At 66.1% G+C, this 21,777-nt stretch carries 18 protein-coding genes and 3 pseudogenes; 11 read left to right on the top strand and 10 right to left on the bottom strand.

Features of this window, described 5'->3' with window-relative positions; genetic code table 11:
- Window positions 1–19: 19 nt before the first annotated feature.
- The 5 genes and pseudogenes from VG543_RS07395 to VG543_RS07415 form a co-directional block, all read left to right on the top strand.
- Window positions 20–85, top strand: a pseudogene (locus tag VG543_RS07395) (MerR family transcriptional regulator); the annotation flags it as partial.
- Between the two features lie 45 nt (window positions 86–130).
- Entirely contained in the window at window positions 131–337 is a 207-nt protein-coding gene (locus VG543_RS07400) for a hypothetical protein (RefSeq protein ID WP_239518967.1), read from the top strand.
- Between the two features lie 91 nt (window positions 338–428).
- On the top strand, window positions 429–1,625 hold the full coding sequence (locus VG543_RS07405) for an MFS transporter (RefSeq protein WP_049462200.1): 1,197 nt from the start codon (window positions 429–431) through the stop codon (window positions 1,623–1,625).
- A gap of 224 nt (window positions 1,626–1,849) precedes the next feature.
- Window positions 1,850–2,548, top strand: coding sequence for a CopM family metallochaperone (gene copM / locus VG543_RS07410; protein ID WP_071228802.1), 699 nt, complete (start codon window positions 1,850–1,852; stop codon window positions 2,546–2,548).
- Window positions 2,549–2,558: 10 nt separating this feature from the next.
- Window positions 2,559–2,825 carry a glutaredoxin family protein gene (locus VG543_RS07415; protein ID WP_008786730.1) on the top strand — a complete coding sequence of 89 codons (267 nt, stop codon included), beginning with the start codon at window positions 2,559–2,561 and terminating at the stop codon, window positions 2,823–2,825.
- 6 nt (window positions 2,826–2,831) lie between these two features.
- Here the strand turns inward: VG543_RS07415 and VG543_RS07420 are convergent.
- Window positions 2,832–3,443: pseudogene (locus VG543_RS07420) on the bottom strand (DUF3363 domain-containing protein); the annotation flags it as partial.
- 849 nt (window positions 3,444–4,292) lie between these two features.
- Here VG543_RS07420 and VG543_RS07425 point away from each other — a divergent pair.
- Window positions 4,293–5,198 (top strand): aspartyl/asparaginyl beta-hydroxylase domain-containing protein, encoded by a 906-nt coding sequence (locus VG543_RS07425; RefSeq protein WP_032954620.1) that lies wholly within the window; start codon window positions 4,293–4,295, stop codon window positions 5,196–5,198.
- A gap of 122 nt (window positions 5,199–5,320) precedes the next feature.
- On the opposite strand, the gene speE is transcribed toward VG543_RS07425, so the two are convergent.
- Window positions 5,321–6,175, bottom strand: a complete 855-nt coding sequence (gene speE, locus VG543_RS07430) for a polyamine aminopropyltransferase (protein WP_103282140.1) — start codon at window positions 6,173–6,175, stop codon at window positions 5,321–5,323.
- A 191-nt stretch (window positions 6,176–6,366) separates the two neighbouring features.
- On the opposite strand from speE, the gene speA reads away from it, so the two are divergent.
- On the top strand, window positions 6,367–8,256 hold the full coding sequence (gene speA, locus VG543_RS07435; RefSeq protein WP_061480252.1) for an arginine decarboxylase: 1,890 nt from the start codon (window positions 6,367–6,369) through the stop codon (window positions 8,254–8,256).
- 37 nt (window positions 8,257–8,293) lie between these two features.
- Window positions 8,294–8,614: a DUF6122 family protein gene (locus VG543_RS07440; RefSeq protein WP_021201930.1), complete on the top strand. Its 321-nt coding sequence runs from the start codon at window positions 8,294–8,296 to the stop codon at window positions 8,612–8,614.
- A 273-nt stretch (window positions 8,615–8,887) separates the two neighbouring features.
- Here the strand turns inward: VG543_RS07440 and VG543_RS07445 are convergent, their stop codons facing one another.
- From VG543_RS07445 to VG543_RS07455, 3 genes are read right to left on the bottom strand one after another with little or no spacing between them, the layout of a single operon-like run.
- Window positions 8,888–10,207: an ATP-binding protein gene (locus tag VG543_RS07445; RefSeq protein WP_423178248.1), complete on the bottom strand. Its 1,320-nt coding sequence runs from the start codon at window positions 10,205–10,207 to the stop codon at window positions 8,888–8,890.
- Entirely contained in the window at window positions 10,204–10,863 is a 660-nt protein-coding gene (locus VG543_RS07450; RefSeq protein WP_423178247.1) for a response regulator transcription factor, read from the bottom strand. Before VG543_RS07450 ends, VG543_RS07445 begins: the two co-directional genes overlap by 4 nt.
- A complete protein-coding gene (locus tag VG543_RS07455) occupies window positions 10,863–11,153 on the bottom strand; it encodes a PepSY domain-containing protein (RefSeq protein WP_423178245.1) in 291 nt (96 codons plus the stop codon). The genes VG543_RS07450 and VG543_RS07455 overlap by 1 nt, the downstream gene beginning before the upstream one ends.
- Window positions 11,154–11,299: 146 nt before the next feature.
- Here VG543_RS07455 and VG543_RS07460 point away from each other — a divergent pair, with 146 nt between their 5' ends.
- On the top strand, window positions 11,300–11,734 hold the full coding sequence (locus VG543_RS07460) for a PepSY domain-containing protein (RefSeq protein WP_423178243.1): 435 nt from the start codon (window positions 11,300–11,302) through the stop codon (window positions 11,732–11,734).
- Window positions 11,735–11,816: 82 nt separating this feature from the next.
- Here VG543_RS07460 and VG543_RS07465 read toward each other — a convergent pair whose 3' ends face one another.
- The 3 genes from VG543_RS07465 to VG543_RS07475 form a co-directional block, all read right to left on the bottom strand.
- The gene (locus VG543_RS07465; protein WP_005411364.1) at window positions 11,817–12,299 is read right to left on the bottom strand and encodes a hypothetical protein; all 483 of its coding nucleotides are present in this window, start codon (window positions 12,297–12,299) and stop codon (window positions 11,817–11,819) included.
- Between the two features lie 126 nt (window positions 12,300–12,425).
- On the bottom strand, window positions 12,426–13,634 hold the full coding sequence (locus VG543_RS07470) for an NAD(P)/FAD-dependent oxidoreductase (protein WP_423178242.1): 1,209 nt from the start codon (window positions 13,632–13,634) through the stop codon (window positions 12,426–12,428).
- A gap of 12 nt (window positions 13,635–13,646) precedes the next feature.
- The gene (locus VG543_RS07475) at window positions 13,647–14,141 is read right to left on the bottom strand and encodes a lipocalin family protein (protein WP_021201924.1); all 495 of its coding nucleotides are present in this window, start codon (window positions 14,139–14,141) and stop codon (window positions 13,647–13,649) included.
- 182 nt (window positions 14,142–14,323) lie between these two features.
- On the opposite strand from VG543_RS07475, the gene VG543_RS07480 reads away from it, so the two are divergent.
- Window positions 14,324–14,572: a hypothetical protein gene (locus VG543_RS07480; protein ID WP_006474562.1), complete on the top strand. Its 249-nt coding sequence runs from the start codon at window positions 14,324–14,326 to the stop codon at window positions 14,570–14,572.
- Window positions 14,573–14,659: 87 nt separating this feature from the next.
- Entirely contained in the window at window positions 14,660–17,089 is a 2,430-nt protein-coding gene (locus VG543_RS07485; RefSeq protein ID WP_423178240.1) for a DUF3772 domain-containing protein, read from the top strand.
- 517 nt (window positions 17,090–17,606) lie between these two features.
- Here VG543_RS07485 and VG543_RS07490 read toward each other — a convergent pair.
- Complete coding sequence (locus VG543_RS07490; RefSeq protein WP_423178238.1) at window positions 17,607–19,712, bottom strand: phosphoglycerol transferase I; 2,106 nt, start codon at window positions 19,710–19,712, stop codon at window positions 17,607–17,609.
- 244 nt (window positions 19,713–19,956) lie between these two features.
- A pseudogene (locus tag VG543_RS07495) lies at window positions 19,957–21,603 on the bottom strand (ABC1 kinase family protein); the annotation flags it as partial.
- Window positions 21,604–21,777: the final 174 nt, after the last annotated feature.

Genomic DNA, 21,777 nt, shown 5'->3' on the forward strand with positions numbered 1-21,777 from the left:
CTACGAACGGGAGGGCCTGCTGCCCGCTCCCGAGCGGTCCCGCAACAACTACCGGCGCTATGGCCCGGCCCATGTCGAGCGGCTTTACCTGATTCGCAACTACCGCGCGCCGGGCATCGGCCTGGATGACATGCGCAACTTGCTGGGCTGGACGCATCGCGAGTCCCCGGAACCCGAGCTGCTGACGCAGGCTGTCCGGGACCATCTCGCCTGTGTCGAGGAACGCATGGCGCAACTGACCCGGGTGAAAGAGCACCTGCTCGCATTGGAACGGCAGGCTGTTCCTTCTGCCGCTCGGGAGATTTGCGAGGAGCGACCAGGCTGCGGCGGTTCATGAGCATCGTATGGCCGAATCATGGTCTAATAACTGAACATATATTCATGCGTGTAATAATTCCGGCCAGACAAACGAACAAGAAGGACCGCCCATGACCGACCAGAGCATCACGCGCCGAAACATCGGCGTTCTCACCGCCGCGCAGGCGCTCGGTGGCGCCAGCGCGCCCATCGTGATGTCGCTGGGCGGGCTGGTCGGCCAGCAGCTTGCCAAGGACTCGGCCTCGATCACCTTGCCTGTGAGCCTGTTCGGCCTGGGTCTTGCCATCGGCACCTTGCCTGCGGCGTTCATCATGCGGCGCCATGGCCGCCGCAACGGATACGTGGTCGGGGTCGGCTTCGGCGTGGCCTCGGGCCTGATCGCCGCGCTGGGCATCATGCTGGCCTCGTTTTGGATCTTCTGCGCCGGCACCTTCCTGGCGGGCTTCTACGGCGCGTATGTGCAGAGCTACCGCTTCGCAGCCGCCGACACCGCCGAGGACGCGCTCAAGGCCAAGGCGATTTCCTGGGTGATGGTGGGGGCTCTCGCGGGTGCCATCATCGGGCCGCAGTTGGTGATCTTCACGCGCGACGCGGTAGCGGGCACGCCCTACGTCGGCAGCTTCCTCAGCCAAGCGCTGCTGCCGCTGATCGCCCTGCCGATCTTGCTGATGCTGCGCACGCCGCGCCAGACCCCGGCCGAAGCCGCCGCCGACAGCGGCCGCACGGTGCTGCAGCTCCTGGCGATGCCGCGCTACGCGCTGGCCGTGGCCGCAGGCGTGGTGTCCTATGGGGTGATGGCGTTCGTGATGACCGCCGCGCCGGTGGCGATGGTCAACCACGGGCATTCGGTGGACAACGCCGCCCTGGGAATCCAGTGGCACCTGCTGGCGATGTTCGGGCCGAGCTTCTTCACTGGGCGGCTGATGGTGCGCTACGGCAAGGAGCGCGTGACCGCCGTGGGCATGGTGCTGCTCGCCGCCTCCGGGGTGGTGGCCCTGGGCGGGCTCGGCCTGTCCCACTTCTGGGGCTCGCTGGCGCTGCTGGGCATCGGCTGGAACTTCAGCTTCATTGGCGCGACGGCGATGGTCACCGATTGCCACACCCCGGCCGAGCGCAGCAAGGCGCAGGGCATGAACGATTTCTTCGTCTTCGCCGCCACGGCGGCCGTGTCGTTCCTCGCGGGATCGATCCTGCACAACTCGGGCTGGCAGGCGGTCAACTGGATGATCTTCCCGGCCCTGGCGCTGATCTTGGTGCCGCTGCTGTGGCAGACCGCGCGAAAGCCGGTGCGGCTAGGTCCGGGCTGATCGGGCCGATGCGGAAGGTGTTCCATCTAGCGGTCACCTCAGGCGCTACATCACCTGCCTCCACCGCTGCAGCTTCGACAGCGCGTTGTCGTAGGCGGCGGAAGTGAAGGACTGGATCTTGCGCCGAGGGTTTTCATCGGCATCAACGGCGAAATGAGGGCCTTGACCTTCCAACAATGGGAGGCCCTACAGTGACTCCATCAACCTCATTCAAGGAGTTTTTCATGAGAGTCAACAAGTTCAGCCTGTTGTTCATTGCGGGCGCCGTCGTGGTCGCCATCGGCCTGAGGGCCGTTCAGAAGAAGGTGGTCCCGTCGGGTGAAGTGATGCAGGCCAATGCGAGCGGAGGTCACCATGGGCACGCGATGCCCTCCAGCGCCTCGGCCAATGACAGTCCTTCCACGACCGCGTATCGCGCCGTGAACGACCAGATGCACGCGGGGATGGGAGCGCAGTTCACTGGAAACGCCGACGTCGATTTCATGCGCGGCATGATCCCGCACCACCAGGGCGCGATCGACATGGCCAAGGTGGCGTTGCAGTACGGCAAGGACCCGGAGGTCCGCAAGTTGGCCGAGGAGGTTATCTCTGCGCAGGAAGGCGAGATCGCCATGATGAATAAGTGGCTTGGAGAACGCGGCCAACAGGCGGGGACCGGCAGCTCGGGCGACGCCTCGACGACCGCCTACCGTGCCGGCAATGACCGCATGCACGCCGACATGATGATTGACTTCAGCGGCGATGCCGATGTGGACTTTATGCGCGGCATGATCCCGCATCACCAGGGCGCGATCGACATGGCCAAGGTGGCGTTGCAGTACGGCAAGGACCCGGAGGTCCGCGAGTTGGCTCAGGAGGTTATCTCTGCGCAGGAAGGAGAGATCGCCATGATGAAGAGCTGGCTTGCCGCTCGGGGAAAGTGAAGGCACGACCATGAACCAAGCCAGCACCCCGCGCATCATCATCTATAGCACTCCAGCCTGCCCGGACTGCCGGGTGCTGAAGGAGTGGCTGTCCCAGCAGAGCATCGTGTTTGAAGAACGCGACCTGACCGACCCGAAGATTTCTGCGGAAGCCAAGTCACGAACCGGCGTGCGCGTGGCTCCGATCACGCTCATCGGTAATGAGGTCTTCTATGGCACCTTTGCGAGCCAGAAGCCGGGGCTGATGAAGGCGCTCGGCCGTTCGACAAGTAGATGAAGGGTCTCAAGAAATACTTGGCCCGCGCTGCCGTCCAAGCTCCCAAGATACGCCGCCACCGCGCACCACGGCGGCGATATGCTGCCCCAGCCGCTGCTCGATCATCGGCCGCCACGGCACCAACCTGAATCCCATGCCGTCGTCCAGCATCGCGTAGCGCCCGCTGGCGAGCATGACGCTGCGCCGGTAGATGCCAGCCACACGCTGCCCGTCGGCCACCGGGCGATGCTCCAGGCCGGTTTCAGCGGCAATGTCCTTCGCGGCCTGTGCCAGTTCCCGGTTGCGCAGCGTGCCCAGCAGGTTGCGCGCCAGGATCACGCGCTGCCCGCGCCGCTCGGCCAGCGCCTGTTCGGCCAGGAAGTCGGCGCGCTGTTGCATGGCCTGGCCTCGCCACCAAAGCCTAGGTCGCCCAGGCCCGAGCCGCCGCCGATCAACTGCTGGTCGAGCCACGTGGCCCCGATCACGCGGGCCTGCCGCTCGATGGGCAAGTGCGATTTCAGCTCCACGGCCACGCCGCCCAGGCGCTGCGCGTCGTACTGGCGGCCACGCTCGGCCAGGTCGTCCGGCACCTTCCATAGCCCTTCGGCAACGCTCCACAATGCCGGCCCGACGCAGGGCCCATTTAGTAGATGGAGTGCCGCCGGTCTTAGCCGCATGCAGCGTTAAGGCGGGCTTGATATTAAGGCCTCTGAGAAGCGTCGGAGGTAGCCTAGCGATGTCAGCTTCTGGCATGAAGCAGCCGTGAACTTCAAGAGGAGCGAGGCGCGTCAGCGTACGGCCCGTAGCGGACGAGACTCTAGCGATGTCGACCACTACTAGTCCTGAGTCGCTAAGGCCAACCGCATGCTTCGTCCGACTCCCCGCGAACCCTCGTAGGGCACATAAAGGGGCTCCTTACTTGTTAAGGACCGACAAGGTTGGACCGATGTCACGGCGGCGCTTGCCTCCTGGGCTGTTGGCGAGGGCCAATCAGCCGCGGACGTCAGCTCTGCCCCTAAGTCACTGCAACCATAGGTTCTCAGCCCTTGCGCAACCATAGGTTCAGCCAAAACGCAAACCTATGGTTGCCCGTCTACGAACCGGTGTTACAGGGAGTTACTAAGTTTTCGTTAATTTTAGTACTCGCCAGTTCGCTATTCCACGATTTGTCGGAGAAATGTCGGGGTCGTGGCTGGAACAGTTCGTCGCGCAGAATCGGACAATTCTGTCTCACTTATTCCAGCTGGCCTTTAGCATCAACAGCTTGCGCGCCCAGCCCTGCGCCTCCTTCGCAACCGGATGAACACGGCGCACGGGCAACTTGACCCCGGCGCACGGCCTGCCGACCATAAGCTGTTAATCCGCGACATCGGCGGCCGCCCCCTCCGGCACGTCCCCGTCCCCTGCCGCGTTCCCCACCGGTGCTGGCCGCCTGGCCGTGCATCGCCCCGTTTCCCGTTCCGGCCGCGGCTGGAGGAAAGTGCTTTGATCATCAAAATCGTCATTGCAGCGCTGTTCGTGGCCTGCGTGCTGTACATCCACTTCCGTGGCAAGGTCCGCGCGCGCTGGTCGCGCCAGCTGCTGGACCACTCCAGTTTCATGGCCCCGATCAACGTGGTCATGTACATGTTCTCGAAGGTGCCGACCACGCCGTTCCTGGACCCGGGCAAGGAGTTCCCGCAGCTGGAGCCGCTGCGCCAGAACTGGCAGATGATCCGCGACGAGGCGCTGGCGCTGCGCGACGCGCAGAAGATCGCTGCCTCCAGCACGTTCAACGATGCCGGCTTCAATTCGTTCTTCCGTCGTGGCTGGAAGCGCTTCTACCTGAAGTGGTACGGCCCGTCGCACCCGTCGGCCAAGACGCTGTGTCCGAAGACCACGGCGCTGATCGAGTCGATCCCGGATGTGCGTGCGGCGATGTTCGCGCAGCTGCCGCCGGGTAGTGAGCTGCGCCCGCACCGCGACCCCTTCGCCGGCTCGCTGCGCCTGCACCTGGGCCTGAGCACACCCAACGACGATGCCTGCTACATCGAAGTGGACGGCATCAAGAAGAGCTGGCGCGACGGCGAGTGGATGATGTTCGACGAGACCTACATCCACCATGCACACAACGAGACGCAGCAGGACCGCGTGATCCTGTTCTGCGATATCGCCCGCCCGCTGCGCTTCGGCCTGCCGGGGCTGTTCAACCGCGCGGTGGCGGCCACGCTGCTGGCCGGTGGTGCATCGCCGAACCTGCCGGGCGACCCGACCGGTGGCGTCAACAAGGCATTTGGCAGCGTCTACAAAGTGCGCCTGAAGGCCAAGGCACTGCGCGAGCGCAGCGTGGTGGCGTATCAGCTGATCAAGTGGGGCCTGGTGGTGGCGGTGATCGCGGGCATCTGGGCGCTGTGACTGTAGAGCCGAGCCTATGCTCGGCTTGATTTATCGCAACCTGTCCGAACAGCAGCCGAGCATGGCTCGGCTCTACAGAAAGCAAAAACCCGCGCTGGCGACAGCGCGGGTTTTTGTTTGGATCAACCTTTCAGTGCCGCCTGCACGAACGGCGGGGTCACCAGCACGCCGGTGTGCAGCGCGGCGGTGTAGTACAGCGTGTTGAAGGTCTTGGCGGCCGAGTCGGCCTGGCGGAAGTCGAAGCTGCTGTCGCCCTTGCGCGCCATGGTCACGCTCCACCAGCCGGTGGGGTAGCACGGCTGCGGGAACGGCAGGGTCTTGAACGAACCGAAGCCGGCCTTGCCCATCTCGGTGCGCATTTCGTTGATCAGCTCCAGCTGCATCAGCGGCGACTCGGACTGCTGCACCAGAATGCCGTCGTCCTTCAGGGCCTTGAAGCAGCTCTCGTAGAAGGCCTTGTTGAACAGGCCTTCACCCGGGCCGACCGGGTCGGTCGAGTCGACGATCACCACGTCCACGCTGCCCGCCGGGCAGTTGGCCATGTAGGCCACGCCGTCGTCGAACAGCAGCTCGGCGCGGGCGTCGTCGTTGGAGTCGCACAGTTCCGGGAAGTGCTTGCGCGCCATCACGGTGACCTGCTCGTCGATATCGCACTGGGTCACGCTCTCCACGCCCTTGTGCTTGAGCACTTCGCGCAGGGTGCCGCAGTCGCCGCCACCGATGATCACCACGCGCTTGGGCGCGGCGTGGGTGAACAGCACCGGGTGGCTGATCATCTCGTGGTAGAAGAAGTTGTCCTTGCTGGTCAGCATGATGGCCCCGTCGATGGTCATCAGGTTGCCCCAGTCGGTGGTCTGGAAGATCTCGATCTTCTGGAACGGCGACTGCACCTCGTCCAGCTTGCCGGTGATGCGGTAGCCGATGGCCGAGCCGGTGCGCTCGAAGTGTTCGATGTACCAGTTGTTGCTGTCAGTCATGGGAAAACAGTCCTGTTCGGAGGGGTGGAGCCGGGCTGGCGGGCGGGGCCGCGTGGCACAGATGCCACATCCGGACGGATCGGCCCGTTCAGGTTGGAACCTGTCACGGGCGCGGGCGCGCATGATAACGAACCTGTGGGCACATAGGCGTTATCATGCCCCCCCTTTTATTGCCAACAAGGCCGACTGAAATGACCGATTGGTCCCTCGACCAAGCCCGCAAGACCTACTCGATCCCGCATTGGGCGGACGGTTACTTCGACGTGGATCAGGCCGGGCACATGGTGGTGAGACCGACCGGGGCGGACGGCCCGGTGGTGTCGCTGCCCAAGGTGGTGGACGCTGCGCGCGCGGCCGGTGCCAAGCTGCCGCTGCTGGTGCGCTTCCCGGACATCCTCGGCCAGCGCCTGGGCAAGCTGCAGGCGGCCTTCGCCCAGGCCCAGCAGGACTGGGAGTACAGCGGCGGCTACACCGCCGTGTACCCGATCAAGGTCAACCAGACCCGCGGCGTGGCCGGCACCCTGGCCAGCCACCACGGCGAAGGCTTCGGCCTGGAAGCGGGCAGCAAGCCCGAACTGATGGCCGTGCTGGCGCTGTCGCGCCCGGGTGGCCTGATCGTCTGCAACGGCTACAAGGACCGCGAGTACATCCGCCTGGCCCTGATCGGCCGCAAGCTGGGCCTGCAGACCTTCATCGTCATCGAGAAGCCGTCCGAGCTGAAGCTGGTGCTGGAAGAGTCCAAGGCGCTGGACGTGAAGCCGGGCCTGGGCGTGCGCATGCGCCTGGCCTCGCTGGGCGCCGGCAAGTGGCAGAACAGCGGTGGCGACAAGGCCAAGTTCGGCCTGTCGCCGCGCCAGCTGCTGGACCTGTGGAAGTCGCTGCGTGACACCGAGTACGCCGACTGCCTGAACCTGCTGCACTTCCACATGGGCTCGCAGATCTCCAACGTGCGCGACATCGCCAACGGCATGCGCGAAGCCACCCGCTACTTCGTGGAGCTGTCGCGCCTGGGCGCGAAGATCACCCACGTCGATGTGGGCGGTGGCCTGGGCGTGGATTACGAAGGCACCCGTTCGCGCAGCTTCTGCTCGATCAACTACGGCCTGCATTCCTACGCCAGCAACATCGTGCAGCCGCTGGCCAATGCCTGCGAAGAGTTCGGCCTGACCCCGCCGCGCATCGTCACCGAGTGCGGCCGTGCGATGACCGCGCACCACGCGGTGCTGATCGCCAACGTCTCGGAAGTGGAAGAGGCGCAGGAAGGCCGCGTGCCGGACCAGCACGACGACGAGCCGGCGGCGATCCGCCACCTGCGCGAGATCCATGACGAGCTGGACGTGCGCCCGGCGGTGGAACTGTTCCAGGAAGCCCAGCATTTCCATGCCGAAGGCCTGGCCAGCTACGCGCTGGGCCAGATCGACCTGCCGCAGCGTGCGCGCATCGACGATCTGTTCTACGCCATCGCCCACGGCGTGCGTGCGCGCCTGAGCTATGACGAGAAGAGCCATCGCCCGGTGCTGGACGAACTGAACGAGCGCCTGGTCGACAAGTACTTCGTCAACTTCAGCGTGTTCGAATCGATCCCCGACGTGTGGGCGATCGACCAGGTGTTCCCGATCGTGCCGATCGAGCGCCTGGACGAAACCCCGGACCGCCGCGGCATCATCGCCGACATGACCTGCGACTCGGACGGCATGGTGGAAACCTATGTCGAGAACGAGAGCCTGGACAGCTCGCTGCCGTTGCACAAGATGAAGCCGGGCGAGAGCTACCGCATCGGCTTCTTCATGGTCGGCGCCTACCAGGAAATCCTGGGCGACATCCACAACCTGTTCGGCGATACCGACGCGGTGGAAGTGCTGGCCGATGCCGATGGCTACGCCATCACCCAGCAGCGCCGTGGCGACACCACCGACGTGATGCTGGATTACGTGGGTTACCGCCTGGACGAACTGCGTGCAACCTATGCGCAGCGCGTGGCTGCAGCGCAGCTGTCGCCGGAACGCGCGCAGGAACTGTCGGACGCGCTGGAAGCCGGCCTGACCGGTTACACCTACCTGTCCGACGAACCGCTGGTGTGATGGACGGCACCGGGCCTGCCCGGTGCCACCGTTGCCGATGAGCGCCCGCGCGACCTTCCACCTGTTCCTGCATGCCGCCGTGCCAGCTCTGCTGGCATGGCTGTTCTGGCGCAAGCGCTTTGCCTCGGCGTGGCTGCTGATGCTGCTGGGCTGGATCATCGACCTGGACCATCTGCTGGCCGACCCGATCTATGCACCAAACCGCTGCAGCATCGGGTTCCACCCGCTGCACACCGCACCGGCCATCGCGGTCTATGCCGGGCTGTGCGTGCCGAAGAAAACGCGGTTGTTCGGTATCGGTCTGATCATCCACATCGTGCTGGACGCGATTGATTGCTGGTGGATGCATCACCGTTGATGCTTGGTGTACGGCGACCGGTCGGATTGGCGCTTGGTAGAGCCGGCCGCTGGCCGGCTTCCCCAAGGCGTTCCCGGCGACCACGTGGTTGCCGGCCAGCGGCCGGCACTACCCACCGTTGGGTTGGCCAAGGTCGACACCTACCGGGTGCACGGCGACCGGTCGGATTGGCGCTTGGTAGAGCCGGCCGCTGGCCGGCTTCCGCCGGGTGTTCCCGGTGATCACGTGGATGCCGGCCAGCGGCCGGCACTACCCACTGTTGGGTTGGTCGCGTCACCCCACCGGCAACCACAACGTCGCGCGCAGGCCCGGCTGTACATTCTCCAGCGCCACGCGCCCGCCATAACTGGCGGCGATATCGCCCACGATTGCCAGGCCCAGCCCGCTGCTGCCCTCGCGCTCATCCAGCCGCACACCGCGCTGGGTGACCTGTGACAGTGACTCTGCGGCCAAGCCCGGGCCGTCGTCGCGTACTTCGATGCGTAGCTGTCCGTCGCTGATGTCTGCGGTGATGTCTACCTGCTGTCGCGCCCAGCGCCCGGCGTTGTCCAGCAGGTTGCCCAGCATCTCCTCCAGATCCGCACTGGCGCCGGCGAACTGCAGTGCCGGATCGATGCCTGCCGCCGTGAACGTGATGCCACGTTCGCCATGCACGCGTGCCATCAGCCGGCACAGCGCCTGCGCGACAGCGGCCACGTCGGTGCGCTGGCGATGGTCGGCGGCCAGCCCGGCGGCCAGGTAACGGTCGATGCTGGCCTGCATGCGTGCGCTCTGTTCGCACACGGTGGCACGCCAGTGTGTGCCGTCGCTGTCAGCTTCGGTGGCCAATACGCTCAGTGGGGTCTTCAGCGCATGCGCCAGATCCTGTGCACTGGTGCGCGCACGCGCGACCATGCGTTGCTGGTGGTCCAGCAACGCGTTGAGTTCTTCACCCAGTGGTGCGACTTCCGCGCCCAGCCCCTGCGTGTCGATGCGCTGCGCATCGCCGCGACTCACCCGTTCCAGCTGCGCACCGAGGCGATGCAGCGGGCGCAAGCCGAAGTGCACCTGGCTTGCCAGCACCGCCAGCCACGCCGCAACCAGTACGCCCAGGGCGATGGCGCTGCGCTTGCGGAACGCGGCGACATCGGCATCCAGCGCGCTGCGATCGGTGGCGACCACGGCTACGAACGGTTCGCTGGCGCGTGGCAGTCGCACCTGCTGCACGCGTGTGCGCAGGGACTGCTGCAACGGTCCGTGCAGGTTGCGCGTGGCCGGGCCGGCAGCCGGCGTCGGTAGGCTTTCATCCCACAGCGAGCGTGACTGCAGCAGCACGCGGCCATCGGCACCGGCGATCTGCCAGTAGGCACCGGAGAACACGCGCTGGAAGCGTGCGTCATTGGGTTCCTGACGCAGGCGCAGCTGCCCGTCCGCATCCACTTCGGCCTGTGCCAGCAGGGTCAGCATGTCCTGCTGCAGTTCGTGGTCGAGGCGGTCGCGCGCGCTGCGCTTGAACAGCTCGCCCAGCAGCGCGCTGGCCAGCAGCGAGACCAGCAGCAGGCCGACGCCGCCGGCCAGCAGCAGGCGCCGTCGTAGCGACGGTTGCCGGTTCATGGCGCAGCCAGCCGCCAGCCCTGGCCGCGCACGGTCTGGATCAGGTCGATGCCGAGCTTGCGGCGGACCCGTCCGAGCAGCACGTCCAGTGCGTTGGAGTCCGGGTCATGGCCGCCGTCGAACACCTGTTCGCCCAGGCGGTCGCGGCCGATCACCTGCCCACTGTGGTGGATGAAATAGCTGAGCAGGCGGAACTCCTGCGGGCTGAGGGGTAGCGCCTGCCCATCCAGTTCAAAGCGGCCGGCATTGACGTCCAGCTGCAGCGGGCCGCAGTGCAGGCGCGGGCTGGCGTGGCCATGGCTGCGGCGGATCAGGGCGCGCAGGCGCAGCACCAGTTCGTCGGCCTGGAATGGCTTGGTGAGGTAATCGTCGGCACCGGCGTCGAAGCCGGCCAGTTTGTCGTGCCAGCGCCCGCGCGCTGTCAGTACCAGCACCGGAAAGCTGCGGCCATTGCCGCGCCAGCGCTCGATCACGCTCAGTCCGTCCAGCCCGGGCAGGCCGAGGTCGACGATGGCGGCCTGCAGGTCTTCGATCTGGCCGATCTCCTCGGCCTGGCGACCATCGGCAACCAACTCCACCACATAGCCGGCCTGTTCCAGCAGGGGCACCAAGCGCTGTGCCAGTGCGGCATCGTCTTCGGCCAACAGGATGCGCATCAGTCGTCGAGCTCCGTCTTCAGCAGCTTTCCGCTGCGCGCATCATAGTCCAGCTCCACCACCACGCCGTCGCCGCGCAGGATCTCCACTTCGTAGACGCCGTCATCCAGCTCCACTTCCAGCAGCTGGCCCGGGTAGCGCTTGAGCGCATCGCGCACCACGCTTTCCAGCGGCACGTAACGGCCCTGCTGCACGGCGCGGCGCGCGACCTGCTGCGCCGGGTCCTGTGCGGGCGCGGCGGCGGTCGGGGCGTTGGCCAGGGCCAGCAGCAGGGGCAGGGTGGAGAGCATCGGGGCGCAGGGCTTAGGAACAGGCGCGAGTGTGGAGGGAGTGACTAACAGCTGGCTAACAGTGCCGGCTAAGGCGCTGTTAACCACGGGGTGCATCGTGGCGTTGCCGGGATGGTCCGGCCACGAACTCGAACAGGAGAACCCCCATGTTGAAGTCACTCACCCTCGCCACTGTTGCCCTGCTGGCCGTCGCGCCGGCCGTACAGGCCGCGCCGCTGGGCATGGCCCAGGTTGAACAGACCCTGCGCAAGGCCGGCTACACCCAGATCCACGAGATCGAGCGCGATGACGGCCTGTGGGAGGCCGACGTGAGCCGCGCTGATGGCCGCTTCAGCGAGGTCTATGTGGACCCGAAGACCGGCGAGATCTTCGACGAGCACAGCGGCCGCGCGCTGCTGACCACCGAGCAGGTGCTGGCACGGGCACAGGCGCATGGCCTGCGCGAGATCCATTCGCTGGAACGCGATGGTGCGACCTGGTCGATGGAGGCCCGCAATGCACGCAACCAGAAGGTGGACGTGCGCCTGAGCGGTTATGACGGCCGCATCCTGCACAGCGAGCGCGATGGCTGGCTGGATTGACGTTTGCCCATGTAGAGCCGAGCCATGCTCGGCTTTGCGGCCAACCGTAGCCGAGCATGGGCTCGGCTCTACAGGAGCTGGCTTACCAGCCAAACGGCGGCGGGTAATCCCAGTAACCCGGGCCGCGGCCGTAGTAGCCGCCATACGGACCGAAGAACCCCGGTCCCTTGCCTTCGCTCACGTGGATGTTGACGTTGACCCCGTGGGTCTTGCCCTCATCGGTGGTGTAGTTCTTGCTCAGGTTCAGCGTGGCGGCGTTGTAGTGGCTGTTGCCACCGTTCTTGGAATAGCCGATGCCGGTGGTGAAGCTGCCGGATACCTTGACCTTGTCGTCGGTGACGTCGGCGATCTTCGCGTCGTCGTGCACGCGCGGGCCGCTCTTGTCACCGTAGTACGTGCCCGGCGGGTCCTGCTGCAGGGCCGGGTCGTTGAGGTAGCGCATTGGCGCCTGCGGCAGGGTCAGGTCCAGGCCAGCGGCCTGCGGCGCAGTGGCGCCAGCGGCGGACTGGGCCAGCACGGTTCCCGGCAGGGCCAGGCACAGCAGCAGGGTCAGGGGGCGGATCATGACGGCGCTCCAGCGGACAGGTGGCCACGCAACACGCGGCGGTACAGGCCGACGCTAGCAGGGGTTGCTTGAATGATGCCTGTCGGCACCGGATTGGGGTAGAGCCAGGCCGTGCCTGGCCGCAGGTCACAACCGCCCGAATCCGAACAATCCCTCCAGCGCATGCCTGCGCCGCTCGATCCGGGCCCGCAGCAGCTGCGCGCCGATCATCGAATAGGTGATGCCGTTGCCGCCGTAGGCCATGGCGAAATGCACCCGCGGCCCCCACTGGTCGTGCGGGCCAAAGAACGGCAGGCCGTCGGCGGTTTCAGCGAAGGTGCCGGCCCAGGAGAACGCTGGTACCGGAGCCAGACGCGGGAACCAGTGCAGCAGCTGATCCATCAGCTTGTCGGCCTTGTGCTGCACGCGCCGGTCGCGGCGAGCCGGAATGTCGATGGCGTCATCTTGCCCGCCCACCAGCAGGCGGCGGTCGCCGGTGGCGCGCAGGTACAGGTACGGGCGTGCGCTCTCCCACACCATGGTGTTGCGCAGCCGGCCGAGCGCGCCCGCATCGATGGGATCAGTGATGAAGGCATAGCTGCTGCGGTTGCGTGCGACCCGCTGCTCGAGCCAGCGCTGGCTGGCGTAGCCCATCGCCAGGACCACATGGCGGGCGCGGACCGTGGCGCCGGCCTCGGTCATTGCGGTTACGCCCTGCGCGCCGGGCTTGAGCGTGTGCAGCACCGTGCGGTCGTGCACATGGCCACCGCGCCGGCGCACCCGTTTGAGCAGGCCGTAGGTAAGGCAGTAGGGGTCAACCCGGGCCGCCTGGCGGGTCAGCAGGGCGCCGCCGGCGTCCACGTCGAAGCGTTCGCGAAGGGCTTCGCGGTCCAGCCAGCGGGCGTCCAGTCCAATGCCGCGGCGCGCAGCACCTTCGGCCATCAAGCGCGGCACGTCGCGCCGCCGGCTGGCCAGATACAGGCTGTCCATCTGCTGGAAATCCACGTCCTTCAGCCCACGTGCCACTTCGCCCAATGCCGGGATCGCATCGGCACAGGCACGGTAGGCCAGGGCGGCCGCATCGTTGCCATAGCGCTGGGCCAGCTCCAGCAGGTGGGTGTCGATCTCGTACTGCAGCAGCGCGGTGCTCGCGGCCGTGCTGCCCCAGCCGATGTCGCGCTGCTCGATCAAGGCCACGTCATGGCCATGCCGGGACAGCTCGTCGGCGATGAGTGAACCGGTGATGCCGCCACCGACCACCAGCACGTCGCAGCGCAGGTCCTTTTCCAGCGGCGGGAACGCCTGGATCAGTCCGTTGCGTATGGCCCACCACGGGTAGCCACTTTTCAGGTCCATGAAGTGTGCTGCTCAGGCGGTCGGGTGGCCGGTATGCGGGGTCTGGATCAGTTCGGACAGATCGAAGCCCTGCAGGCGCGCTGCGGCCAGATAATGTTCCTGCACGGTGGCGTCCAGCTGCGGCTCGCGTGCCAGCAGCCACAGGTACTTGCGATCCGGGCTGCCCACCAGCGAAACGCTGTAGTCCGGGGCGATCTGGATCACCCAGTAGTCGCCCTTGGCAAACGGCAGCCAGCGCAGGCCCTTGGGCAGGAAGCTGACTTCCAGGCGCGCGCTGTCGTTGTCGACGGCGCAGGCCTCGCCGGTTGCCTCTTCGATCTCGCCGTCCATGCGGCAGCGGTTGGTGACGCCGACGTTGCCGTTGTCGAGCAGGGTGTAGTGCGCCGACACATCGGTGCAGCCTTCCGGCTCGTGGCGCATCGGCAGGCGTGCGATTTCGTACCAGGTGCCCAGGTAGCGGGGCAGCTTGAGGTCGGCGACGGTCTTCAGCGGCGGGTGGTCGGTCATCGGCGGTCGTGGCAGGGGTGGGCCTCCACGATGCCGATGGCCTTGCCATGGGCGGGTGAAGCCGGGGCGATGGCCGTGTCCAGAACGTTCCGTCGCCGCTGCGGCGTGTCCGTTGTCACCGGCGTGGCGGTATGCTGCCGCCAGCGCCGTGTTTTCCTGATCCAACCGAGGTGGAGGTGCCGATGTACCAGGTGATCCTGTTGAAGAGTGAATCCGCGTTCGCACGCGAGCAGTGGCCGCAGGTCGATGACCTGGTCGACTACGAGGGCGTCAGCTACAGCCTGCGCGCCGGCCCGCGCCAGCCGCTGCCCACCGACCACGACTGGCACCCGGTGGCGGTGTACGCGCCCGATGAGATTACCGAGGAAGAGTTCCAGGACTGGTATGCCCTGCAACAGCCGACGGTGGAAGAGTTGCGCCTGAAGTACTGACGCGCGACGCTGACGGGGCCGCCCATCCGCTGTTGACCGCCTGTGCCGTATAGTCGCGCGCAGGCGCGGTGGTCCGCGCGAACTGGTATGTCTGGCGTGTCTTCTTTCCTGCGATCGATCCGTGCACGGGGGCCCTGGCTGGCCCTGCTGCTGTGCACTGCCTTCCTGCTGTCCGCACCGGTGCTGGCACAGGATGAGGACCCCACGCCGAAGCAGCAGTTGGCGGATATCGATGCGAAGCTGAAGGAAGTCGACCGCAAGCGTGGTGATGCCGCGGCCATCGAAACATTGGCCATGCTGTCCGAGGATGCTTCGAAGGCCCGGCGTGACGCCGAGGCGCTGGAGAAGTCGCTGCAGCCGCAGCTGGACCGCCTCGACGAACAGCTGGCGCAGTTGGGCACGCCTGCCGAGGGCGCCACCGAGCCGACCGAACTGGCGGCGCAGCGGCGCACCCTCAACAAGCAGCGCGATGGGCTGGCCGCATCGGTGGCGCAGGCCAAGGCCAGTGCCGTGCGTGCACAGCAGCTGGCGGCGGACATCGAGCAGCAGCGCACCGCACAACGTACGGAAGAACTGGGCCAGAAGGTCGCCTCGCCGCTGTCGCCTGCGTTGTGGAGCAAGGTGGCCGAGCGCCTGCCGATCGATATCGCGCGCGTTGCGCCGTTGGCCGAGCAGGGGCGTGACGCGCTGGTCGCCGGCATCCGCACCAATGGCTGGGGTACGCCGTTGCTGGGCCTGCTGGCCGCGCTGGTGATGATGTTCCCGCTGCGGTTGTGGCTGCGTAGGCTGGGGCGGCAGTTCGCCGCGTCCGAGCGCGCGCCGGACGGTCGCCTGCGCCGGTCCGGACTGGCGATGTGGCTGCTGCTGGTGGGCACGCTGCTGCCCGGTTATGCCGCGGTGGTACTGATGGCGGCGCTGGATGCCATCGATGCCATCGCGCCGCGCCTGCAGGCGGTGGCCGACGGCTTGGAGACGGCCACGTTCCGCGCCGCCTTCATTGCCGCGCTCAGCGCCTGCCTGCTGGTGCCCAAGCGCTCGTCATGGCGGCTGTTGAACCTGGACGACACCGCCGCGCTGAAGCTGCGCAAATACGCCTGGGGCGCGGCGGCGCTGGCTTGGCTGAGCACGGTGCTGGTGGCCCTCGACCAGGCTACGCGCACCAGCGACGTCACCACGGTGGCGTTGGACGGCCTGATTGCCCTGACCTACCTCGGCCTGATCATGGCCATGCTGGTGACCCTGGCGCGCCTGCATCGGCGGCAGACCGCCGAAGCCGAGGCCAAGCTGGAGGCACAGGCCGATGGCGTGGGTGCGGCAACGCCGGTGCGTCGCAGCAGCTGGCTGGTACTGGCACGCGTAGCGGGCAACGTCGCGGTGGTGGCCGCCATCGCCGCGACGTTGATGGGCTACCTGAATTTCGCCAAGTTCGTGAACCAGCAGCTGATCGGCGGCAGCATCGTGGTGCTGGCCGCGACCCTGCTGTTCAAGTTCGTCGATGACCTGAGCACGTGGGCGCTCAATGCCGACAGCAAGGTGGGCCAGACCATCCTGCTCAGCACCGGCCTGAGCGTGTCGCGGCTGGAACAGGCGGGCGTGCTGCTGTCGGCGGCGTTGCGCACCATCGTCGTACTGATCGCGCTGCTGGCGCTGGTGGCACCGTTCGGCAACATCGGCGCGGTGGTGGAGCGCTTCTCCTCGCTGTTCACCTCTGGATTCGACATTGGCGGAACCAAGCTGGAGCCGGTGCGCATCGTGCTGGCGGTGCTGGTGCTGCTGGCTGGCCTGGCCGTTACCCAGCTGGTACAGCGCTGGCTGACCGACACCTACCTGCCCAAGACCGAGCTGGACCTGGGCGCGCGCAATTCGGTGAGTACCGTTGCCCGCTATGTGGGCATCATCATCGCGGTGATCTGGGCGCTGTCGGCGATGGGCCTGCAGCTGAGCAAGCTGGCATTGCTGGTCAGCGCGCTGTCGGTGGGTATCGGTTTCGGCCTGCAGGTGATCACCCAGAACTTCGTCTCCGGCCTGATCCTGCTGGCCGAGCGGCCGGTGAAGATCGGCGACTGGGTGAAGCTGGGTGACCAGGAGGGCGACATCCGCCGCATCAGCCTGCGATCGACCGAGATCCAGGTGGGCGACAAGTCGACGCTGATCGTGCCCAACTCCGAGCTGGTCACCAAGACCGTGCGCAACATGACGATGGGCAACAACCAGGGCCGCATCCAGATCCAGTTCGCGGTGCCGCCCAGCACTGATGTCGGCAACCTGCGGCAGGCGCTGCTGGATGCGTATACCGCGCACACCAACGTGTTGCAGCAGCCGGCACCGACGGTTTACATCGACAGCATTGCCGGTGGCCAGATCACCATCAACAGCTTTGCCTACGTGGCCAGCCCGCGGCAGGTGTATGCAACCCGCAGCGATCTGTACTTCAGCCTGCTGCAGATCCTGGCGGAGCGGAACATCCCGCTGTCGACCCCGACCGACATCCACATCACCCGCGATCCGCAGGAGTAGGGGGTGTTCTGCAGGGCTGCGCCCTGCACCCGCTACGAGCAGAAGCAACAGCAACAGCGTGCATTCCGTGGGATGGTGGGGCGATGTCGGAGTGCGGGGACGCCGTGAATCCGTCCATGGAGGCTTGGCAGCCGCATCCATGCGGCTGACACCCCGCACTCCGACATCGCCCCACCTCTGACAGATTCCTGCGGCTGTCGGTAGGTGTCGACCTTGGTCGACATTTCTGTCAGATATCGAAATCAATCTGGGATCAGATCCGTTTTTCTCCGGAAAACGGATCTGATCCCATCGGCATGTCCAACAGACCGCAGCAAACTGTCGAAGGCGGTGTGGGGCCGGTTGCGGGGGCGTGAGCCGCATGGATGCGGCGACCGAGCTTACATGGACGTACTTGCAGCGCCCCCCGCAACCGGACCCACACCGCCAAACCACGGAATGCCCGCTGTTGCCGTTGCTGTTGCTCTTGCTTCGGCCGTTGCTTCGGCGGGTGCAGGGCGCAGCCCTGCAAAGAACCCTATCCTCGCGGTCGGCTGCGCGACGGCACCAGTGCGAACGTATCCACCGCCAGCTTCTCGGCATGGTTCAACCACGCGCGGATCTCCAGATCATCCACTTCGTGGTCCAGCCCGAACGTCACGTTGATCTTGCCGTCGGCATCGGGCTGCACCCACTGCTGGGCCAGCACCACCTTGCGCTGCGACGACACTGCTTCGATCCAGAAGCCGCGATCCGGGCGCGTGCTCGCCACCAGCTGCAGCATGTACTGGCCGGCACGGGTGCGGCGGCCCTTCTGGGTGATCATGTGTGCCTGGCGCACGCTCGGGCGCGGGCCCTGGAGCGCATCCAGCGGTGCATCCACCGCGATGCCACCGCGCAGATCGTTGTCGCGGTACAGCTTGATGCCGTTGTCGCGGTTGACCAGCAGCGCACACCAGTCGCCGTCGGCCGAGCCGTCCTCGAACGCGGTGCAGCGATCGACATAGGCCAGGGTGTTGTCCGGGTCGGCATCATCAAACTGGCGCGAGGTGTTCTCCAGATACACGGACTTCAGGCCCCAGTCCTTGTCGTACTCTAGCAGCACCGGCGGCTGCACGTGCTGCAGGCCCACCACCACCTGGTCATCGCCGTCGATCCTCAGTTCGCGGGTCGGCTCACCCAGCCACAGCGAGCGGGCGAAGGCGAGGTACTGCGGGTAATCTCGGCCGCCATCACGCTGGGCGGCCACACTGGCGCTGGGCGCGCGTTGCGGGTCGATCAGTGAACGGCCGAAGCCCATCGTCTTCAGGTTCGGGTCCAGCAGGCTGAGCAGAGTCGCACCCGAATCCAGCGTGGTGCCGGCGTCGGCGCTGAGCTGCTGCGGCGCAACGCCATCGCCCAGGAACAGCAGCAGGTTCTCGCGCTTCTGCCGGGTCAGGATGTGGGTCAGATCGTTGGGCATCGCCAGGTGGTCGGAGGCGATCACGATCAGTGTGTCCTTGCCGTACGGGCTGGCCTGGATGCGTTCGACCAGCTGCGAGATCAGCCGGTCACTGCATTTGAGCGCGTTGAGCATGTTGATGTTGCCGTACTGGCTCTGGTAGCGCTCGCCCTTGCACGACACCGGCAGATGGCCCGCCGGGTGGTGGGTGTCCATGGTGAGCGTGGTGAGCATGAACGGCGAGCCGGCGCGCGAGAGCTGTTCGAAGCGCTGGTAGGCGGTATCCAGCAGCACGTCGTCGTGCACGCCCCAGGCCGAGTAGTGGATGCGACCGATCTTTTTCTGTTGCTTGAACCAGGCGAGGTCATGCACTTCGTCAAAACCGTGGCTGGCCAGGAACTGGCCCTTGCCGGCGAACTGGCCGTTGGCTCCGCCCAGGTAATGGTTGGTATAGCCCTGCTGCTTCAGGTAGTCGCCCAGGCACACTGCCTTGGGCAGGAAGCTACCCATCCGGTCCATGCTGTTTTCATCGCCCTGCGAGGTGGTCAGCGGCACGCCGCACATCGACGACACCAGACCGGCGATGGTCCAGCCGCTGCCTTCGGCCGAGGCAAGGCCGCGCACGTCCAGCGACTTCGTGGCCAGGCGGTTGAGATTGGGCATCAGGCCCGGGAACACGTTCTCGTCCAGGTAGGTGCGCTCCAGGCTCTCGCCGTAGATCCAGACGATGTTGCGTGGGCGCTGCAAGGGCTGCGTCGGCACTTGATACTCGGGGGCGATGCGGGAGAAGTCGACCGGGCGCAGCTGCTGGTACAGGCGTTGGCCGTCGCGGGCCAGCGGGCTGATCATGATCGTGGCCACCCACACGGCCGCGAAGCCCGCGAACAGCGCGCCACCGTGGCCGGGCCGGCGCCAGCGCTTCACCCGCGTGGCGAACAGCGGCAGCAGCGAGACCAGCGCCAGCACGATGAAGCCGGCGATGTAGCCCTTGAAGTCGGAGACACCGGCGCCTTCCATGTCGGCGCCGAGGTGATAAAGGGTGGCAGCGTTGAGCCCATCACCGGACAGCTTGTCGATCAGCCACCATGCGCTGAGCATGAGCAGCAGCAGCGAGAACGCACTGGCCTTCCACCACACCCATTTCTCGGACGCGAGGAACAACCAGCACAGCAGCAACAACGACAGCAGCAGTATCCAGAGCATAGGCAGCTTCGGCAGTGACGGGGTGGTGGTGATGGACGTCGTACCGACGCGTGTCCATCCGACCGGCGCTGCCGCAAGCACATGCATGTGACAGGCCGATGACCCGATAGTGCATGCACGAACCTGACTGAAATGTTTGTTGAAATGACGCGCGCGCAATCGCGCTCAGAAGGTAAAACGAGCGTGAAAGGCTTCGTTGGATTACATTAAAAACCGCATGAATGCGTGTTTTTTCCCAGATTCGCTAGCGATGCCCGCGTTCTTCGCGTGCCCGCGCACGACGGTCGAACAGCAATGCACTGGTTACGATGCCAAGGCCGAGCACCACGCCGATGAACAACAGAATCAGGGCGATGAGCGGATAGCCGAACAGGTGCCAGCCGGTGTCGATCTTCATCATCATCGCGGCGGCCATGATCAATGCCGCGCTGATGATGCCGGCCGCCACGCGGTTGGCGATCTTCTGCAGGTTCTCCATCAGCCGCGATTCTTCCAGGCCCGTCACCTTCATCTGCAGGCGGTTCTCGGCCAGCAGCGCCATGATGTCCGACAGCTTGCGCGGCCCATCACGCAGCAGCTGCTGCAGCTCCATCGCCTCGCTGGCGACGTTGGCTGCGGACAGTGATTTTTTCAGGCGCGCACGCATCACATGCTGCAGCTGGCGCTCGACGATGCGGCGGGTATCCAGTTCGGGTGCCAGCAAGCGGCATACGGTTTCCAGGTTGAGCAGTGCCTTGCCCAGCAGGCTCAGTTCCGGCGGCGTGCGCAGCCCGCAGGCGGTGGCGATGCGCACCATGTCCAACACCACGCGGCCTTCGGAGAACGTGCCGCTGGCGGCGTAACGCGCGATCAACTGGCCGGTCTCGCGCAGATAACGTTCCTCGTCGAACGCCTCCAGCCGCGTGCTGATGCTGATCAGGTCGTCAGCCACTTCCTCGCCACGCCCATCGACCGCGGCGAACAGGATCTTCAGCAGGCGCTCGCGCAGGCGCGGCGGCATGTGCGCGACCATGCCCAGGTCGAAGATCGCCAGCCGTCCATCGGGCATCACCCGCAGGTTGCCGGGGTGCGGGTCGGCGTGGATCTCGCCGTGCACGAAGATCTGGTCCAGGTAGCCGCGGATCAGCGCCGCCGCCAGCGGGTCCATCGATTGTTCGGTGCGGCGCACATCGGGAATCGCATCCACGCGCACGCCGGTGGCCAGTTCCATGGTCAGCACGCGCTGGCTGCTGTAGTCCCACAGCGGCTGCGGTATCCACAGGCGGCGGAACGGCTTCAGGTGCCGGCCGAAACGGGCCAGGTTCTCGGCCTCGGCGTGGTAGTCCAGCTCCTGCATCAGGGTCTTGGCGAATTCGTTGAGCCAGTCGCGCAGACGCACGCGGCGGCCCACCTGGGTCAGGTGGTCGGCGGCCAGCGCGAAGCTGCGCAGCGCCTCCAGGTCCGAGCGAAGTTGTGCGGCCACTTCAGGCTTCTGCACCTTCACCGCCACCTGGCGTCCGTCGTGCAGCACGGCCCGATGCACCTGCGCGATCGATGCGCAGCCCAGCGGCTCGGGGTCGAACGCGGCAAACAGCTTGTTCACCCCTACGCCCAGCTCCTGCTCGATGATGGCGTGGATGCGCTCGACGGGAATCGGCGCTACCTTTTCCTGCATGCGCTCCAGCGCCGTGGCGAACTCTACCGGCACCATGTCCGGGCGCGTGGACAGCATCTGGCCCAGCTTGACGAAGGTCGGGCCCAGCGCTTCCAGATCGCTGACGAACTGTTCCGGGTTGCCGTCCGCGGGAACGTCGGCTGGATTGCCTGCGGCATCCAGGTTCATGCCCGAGAACACCCCTGAATGGCGATAGCGCATCAGCAGGCGCAGGATCTGGCTGCGCCGGTTCATGCCTTTGACCAGCGGAGGATTGCCATTGGCGGTGGGCGGATTGCTCAAGCGGAACTCCCATGCGACGAAGACAGGTAGCGCCGGCCACGGGCCGGCAATGTCCGGATTCCGCAGTGTCGCCGGGGGGCGGTGGGCACGCGGTGAATCCGACGTCTTCCGCAGTCCACACCGGATCGG

It is taken from the genome of Stenotrophomonas sp. CASM101, from assembly GCF_049384845.1.
GTDB classification, from domain to species: domain Bacteria; phylum Pseudomonadota; class Gammaproteobacteria; order Xanthomonadales; family Xanthomonadaceae; genus Stenotrophomonas; species Stenotrophomonas hibiscicola.

What these genes read in the sequence shown, in the direction of transcription:
- VG543_RS07490 (WP_423178238.1), bottom strand. Translation starts at nt 19,712, where the DNA reads ATGCTCTGGATACTGCTGCTGTCGTTGTTGCTGCTGTGCTGGTTGTTC.
- VG543_RS07455 (WP_423178245.1), bottom strand. Translation starts at nt 11,153, where the DNA reads ATGCTCTCCACCCTGCCCCTGCTGCTGGCCCTGGCCAACGCCCCGACC.
- VG543_RS07470 (WP_423178242.1), bottom strand. Translation starts at nt 13,634, where the DNA reads ATGGACCTGAAAAGTGGCTACCCGTGGTGGGCCATACGCAACGGACTG.
- VG543_RS07480 (WP_006474562.1), top strand. Translation starts at nt 14,324, where the DNA reads ATGTACCAGGTGATCCTGTTGAAGAGTGAATCCGCGTTCGCACGCGAG.
- VG543_RS07450 (WP_423178247.1), bottom strand. Translation starts at nt 10,863, where the DNA reads ATGCGCATCCTGTTGGCCGAAGACGATGCCGCACTGGCACAGCGCTTG.
- VG543_RS07440 (WP_021201930.1), top strand. Translation starts at nt 8,294, where the DNA reads ATGAGCGCCCGCGCGACCTTCCACCTGTTCCTGCATGCCGCCGTGCCA.
- VG543_RS07445 (WP_423178248.1), bottom strand. Translation starts at nt 10,207, where the DNA reads ATGAACCGGCAACCGTCGCTACGACGGCGCCTGCTGCTGGCCGGCGGC.
- VG543_RS07415 (WP_008786730.1), top strand. Translation starts at nt 2,559, where the DNA reads ATGAACCAAGCCAGCACCCCGCGCATCATCATCTATAGCACTCCAGCC.
- VG543_RS07400 (WP_239518967.1), top strand. Translation starts at nt 131, where the DNA reads ATGCGCAACTTGCTGGGCTGGACGCATCGCGAGTCCCCGGAACCCGAG.
- VG543_RS07460 (WP_423178243.1), top strand. Translation starts at nt 11,300, where the DNA reads ATGTTGAAGTCACTCACCCTCGCCACTGTTGCCCTGCTGGCCGTCGCG.
- VG543_RS07485 (WP_423178240.1), top strand. Translation starts at nt 14,660, where the DNA reads ATGTCTGGCGTGTCTTCTTTCCTGCGATCGATCCGTGCACGGGGGCCC.
- VG543_RS07475 (WP_021201924.1), bottom strand. Translation starts at nt 14,141, where the DNA reads ATGACCGACCACCCGCCGCTGAAGACCGTCGCCGACCTCAAGCTGCCC.
- VG543_RS07465 (WP_005411364.1), bottom strand. Translation starts at nt 12,299, where the DNA reads ATGATCCGCCCCCTGACCCTGCTGCTGTGCCTGGCCCTGCCGGGAACC.
- copM (WP_071228802.1), top strand. Translation starts at nt 1,850, where the DNA reads ATGAGAGTCAACAAGTTCAGCCTGTTGTTCATTGCGGGCGCCGTCGTG.
- speA (WP_061480252.1), top strand. Translation starts at nt 6,367, where the DNA reads ATGACCGATTGGTCCCTCGACCAAGCCCGCAAGACCTACTCGATCCCG.
- speE (WP_103282140.1), bottom strand. Translation starts at nt 6,175, where the DNA reads ATGACTGACAGCAACAACTGGTACATCGAACACTTCGAGCGCACCGGC.
- VG543_RS07405 (WP_049462200.1), top strand. Translation starts at nt 429, where the DNA reads ATGACCGACCAGAGCATCACGCGCCGAAACATCGGCGTTCTCACCGCC.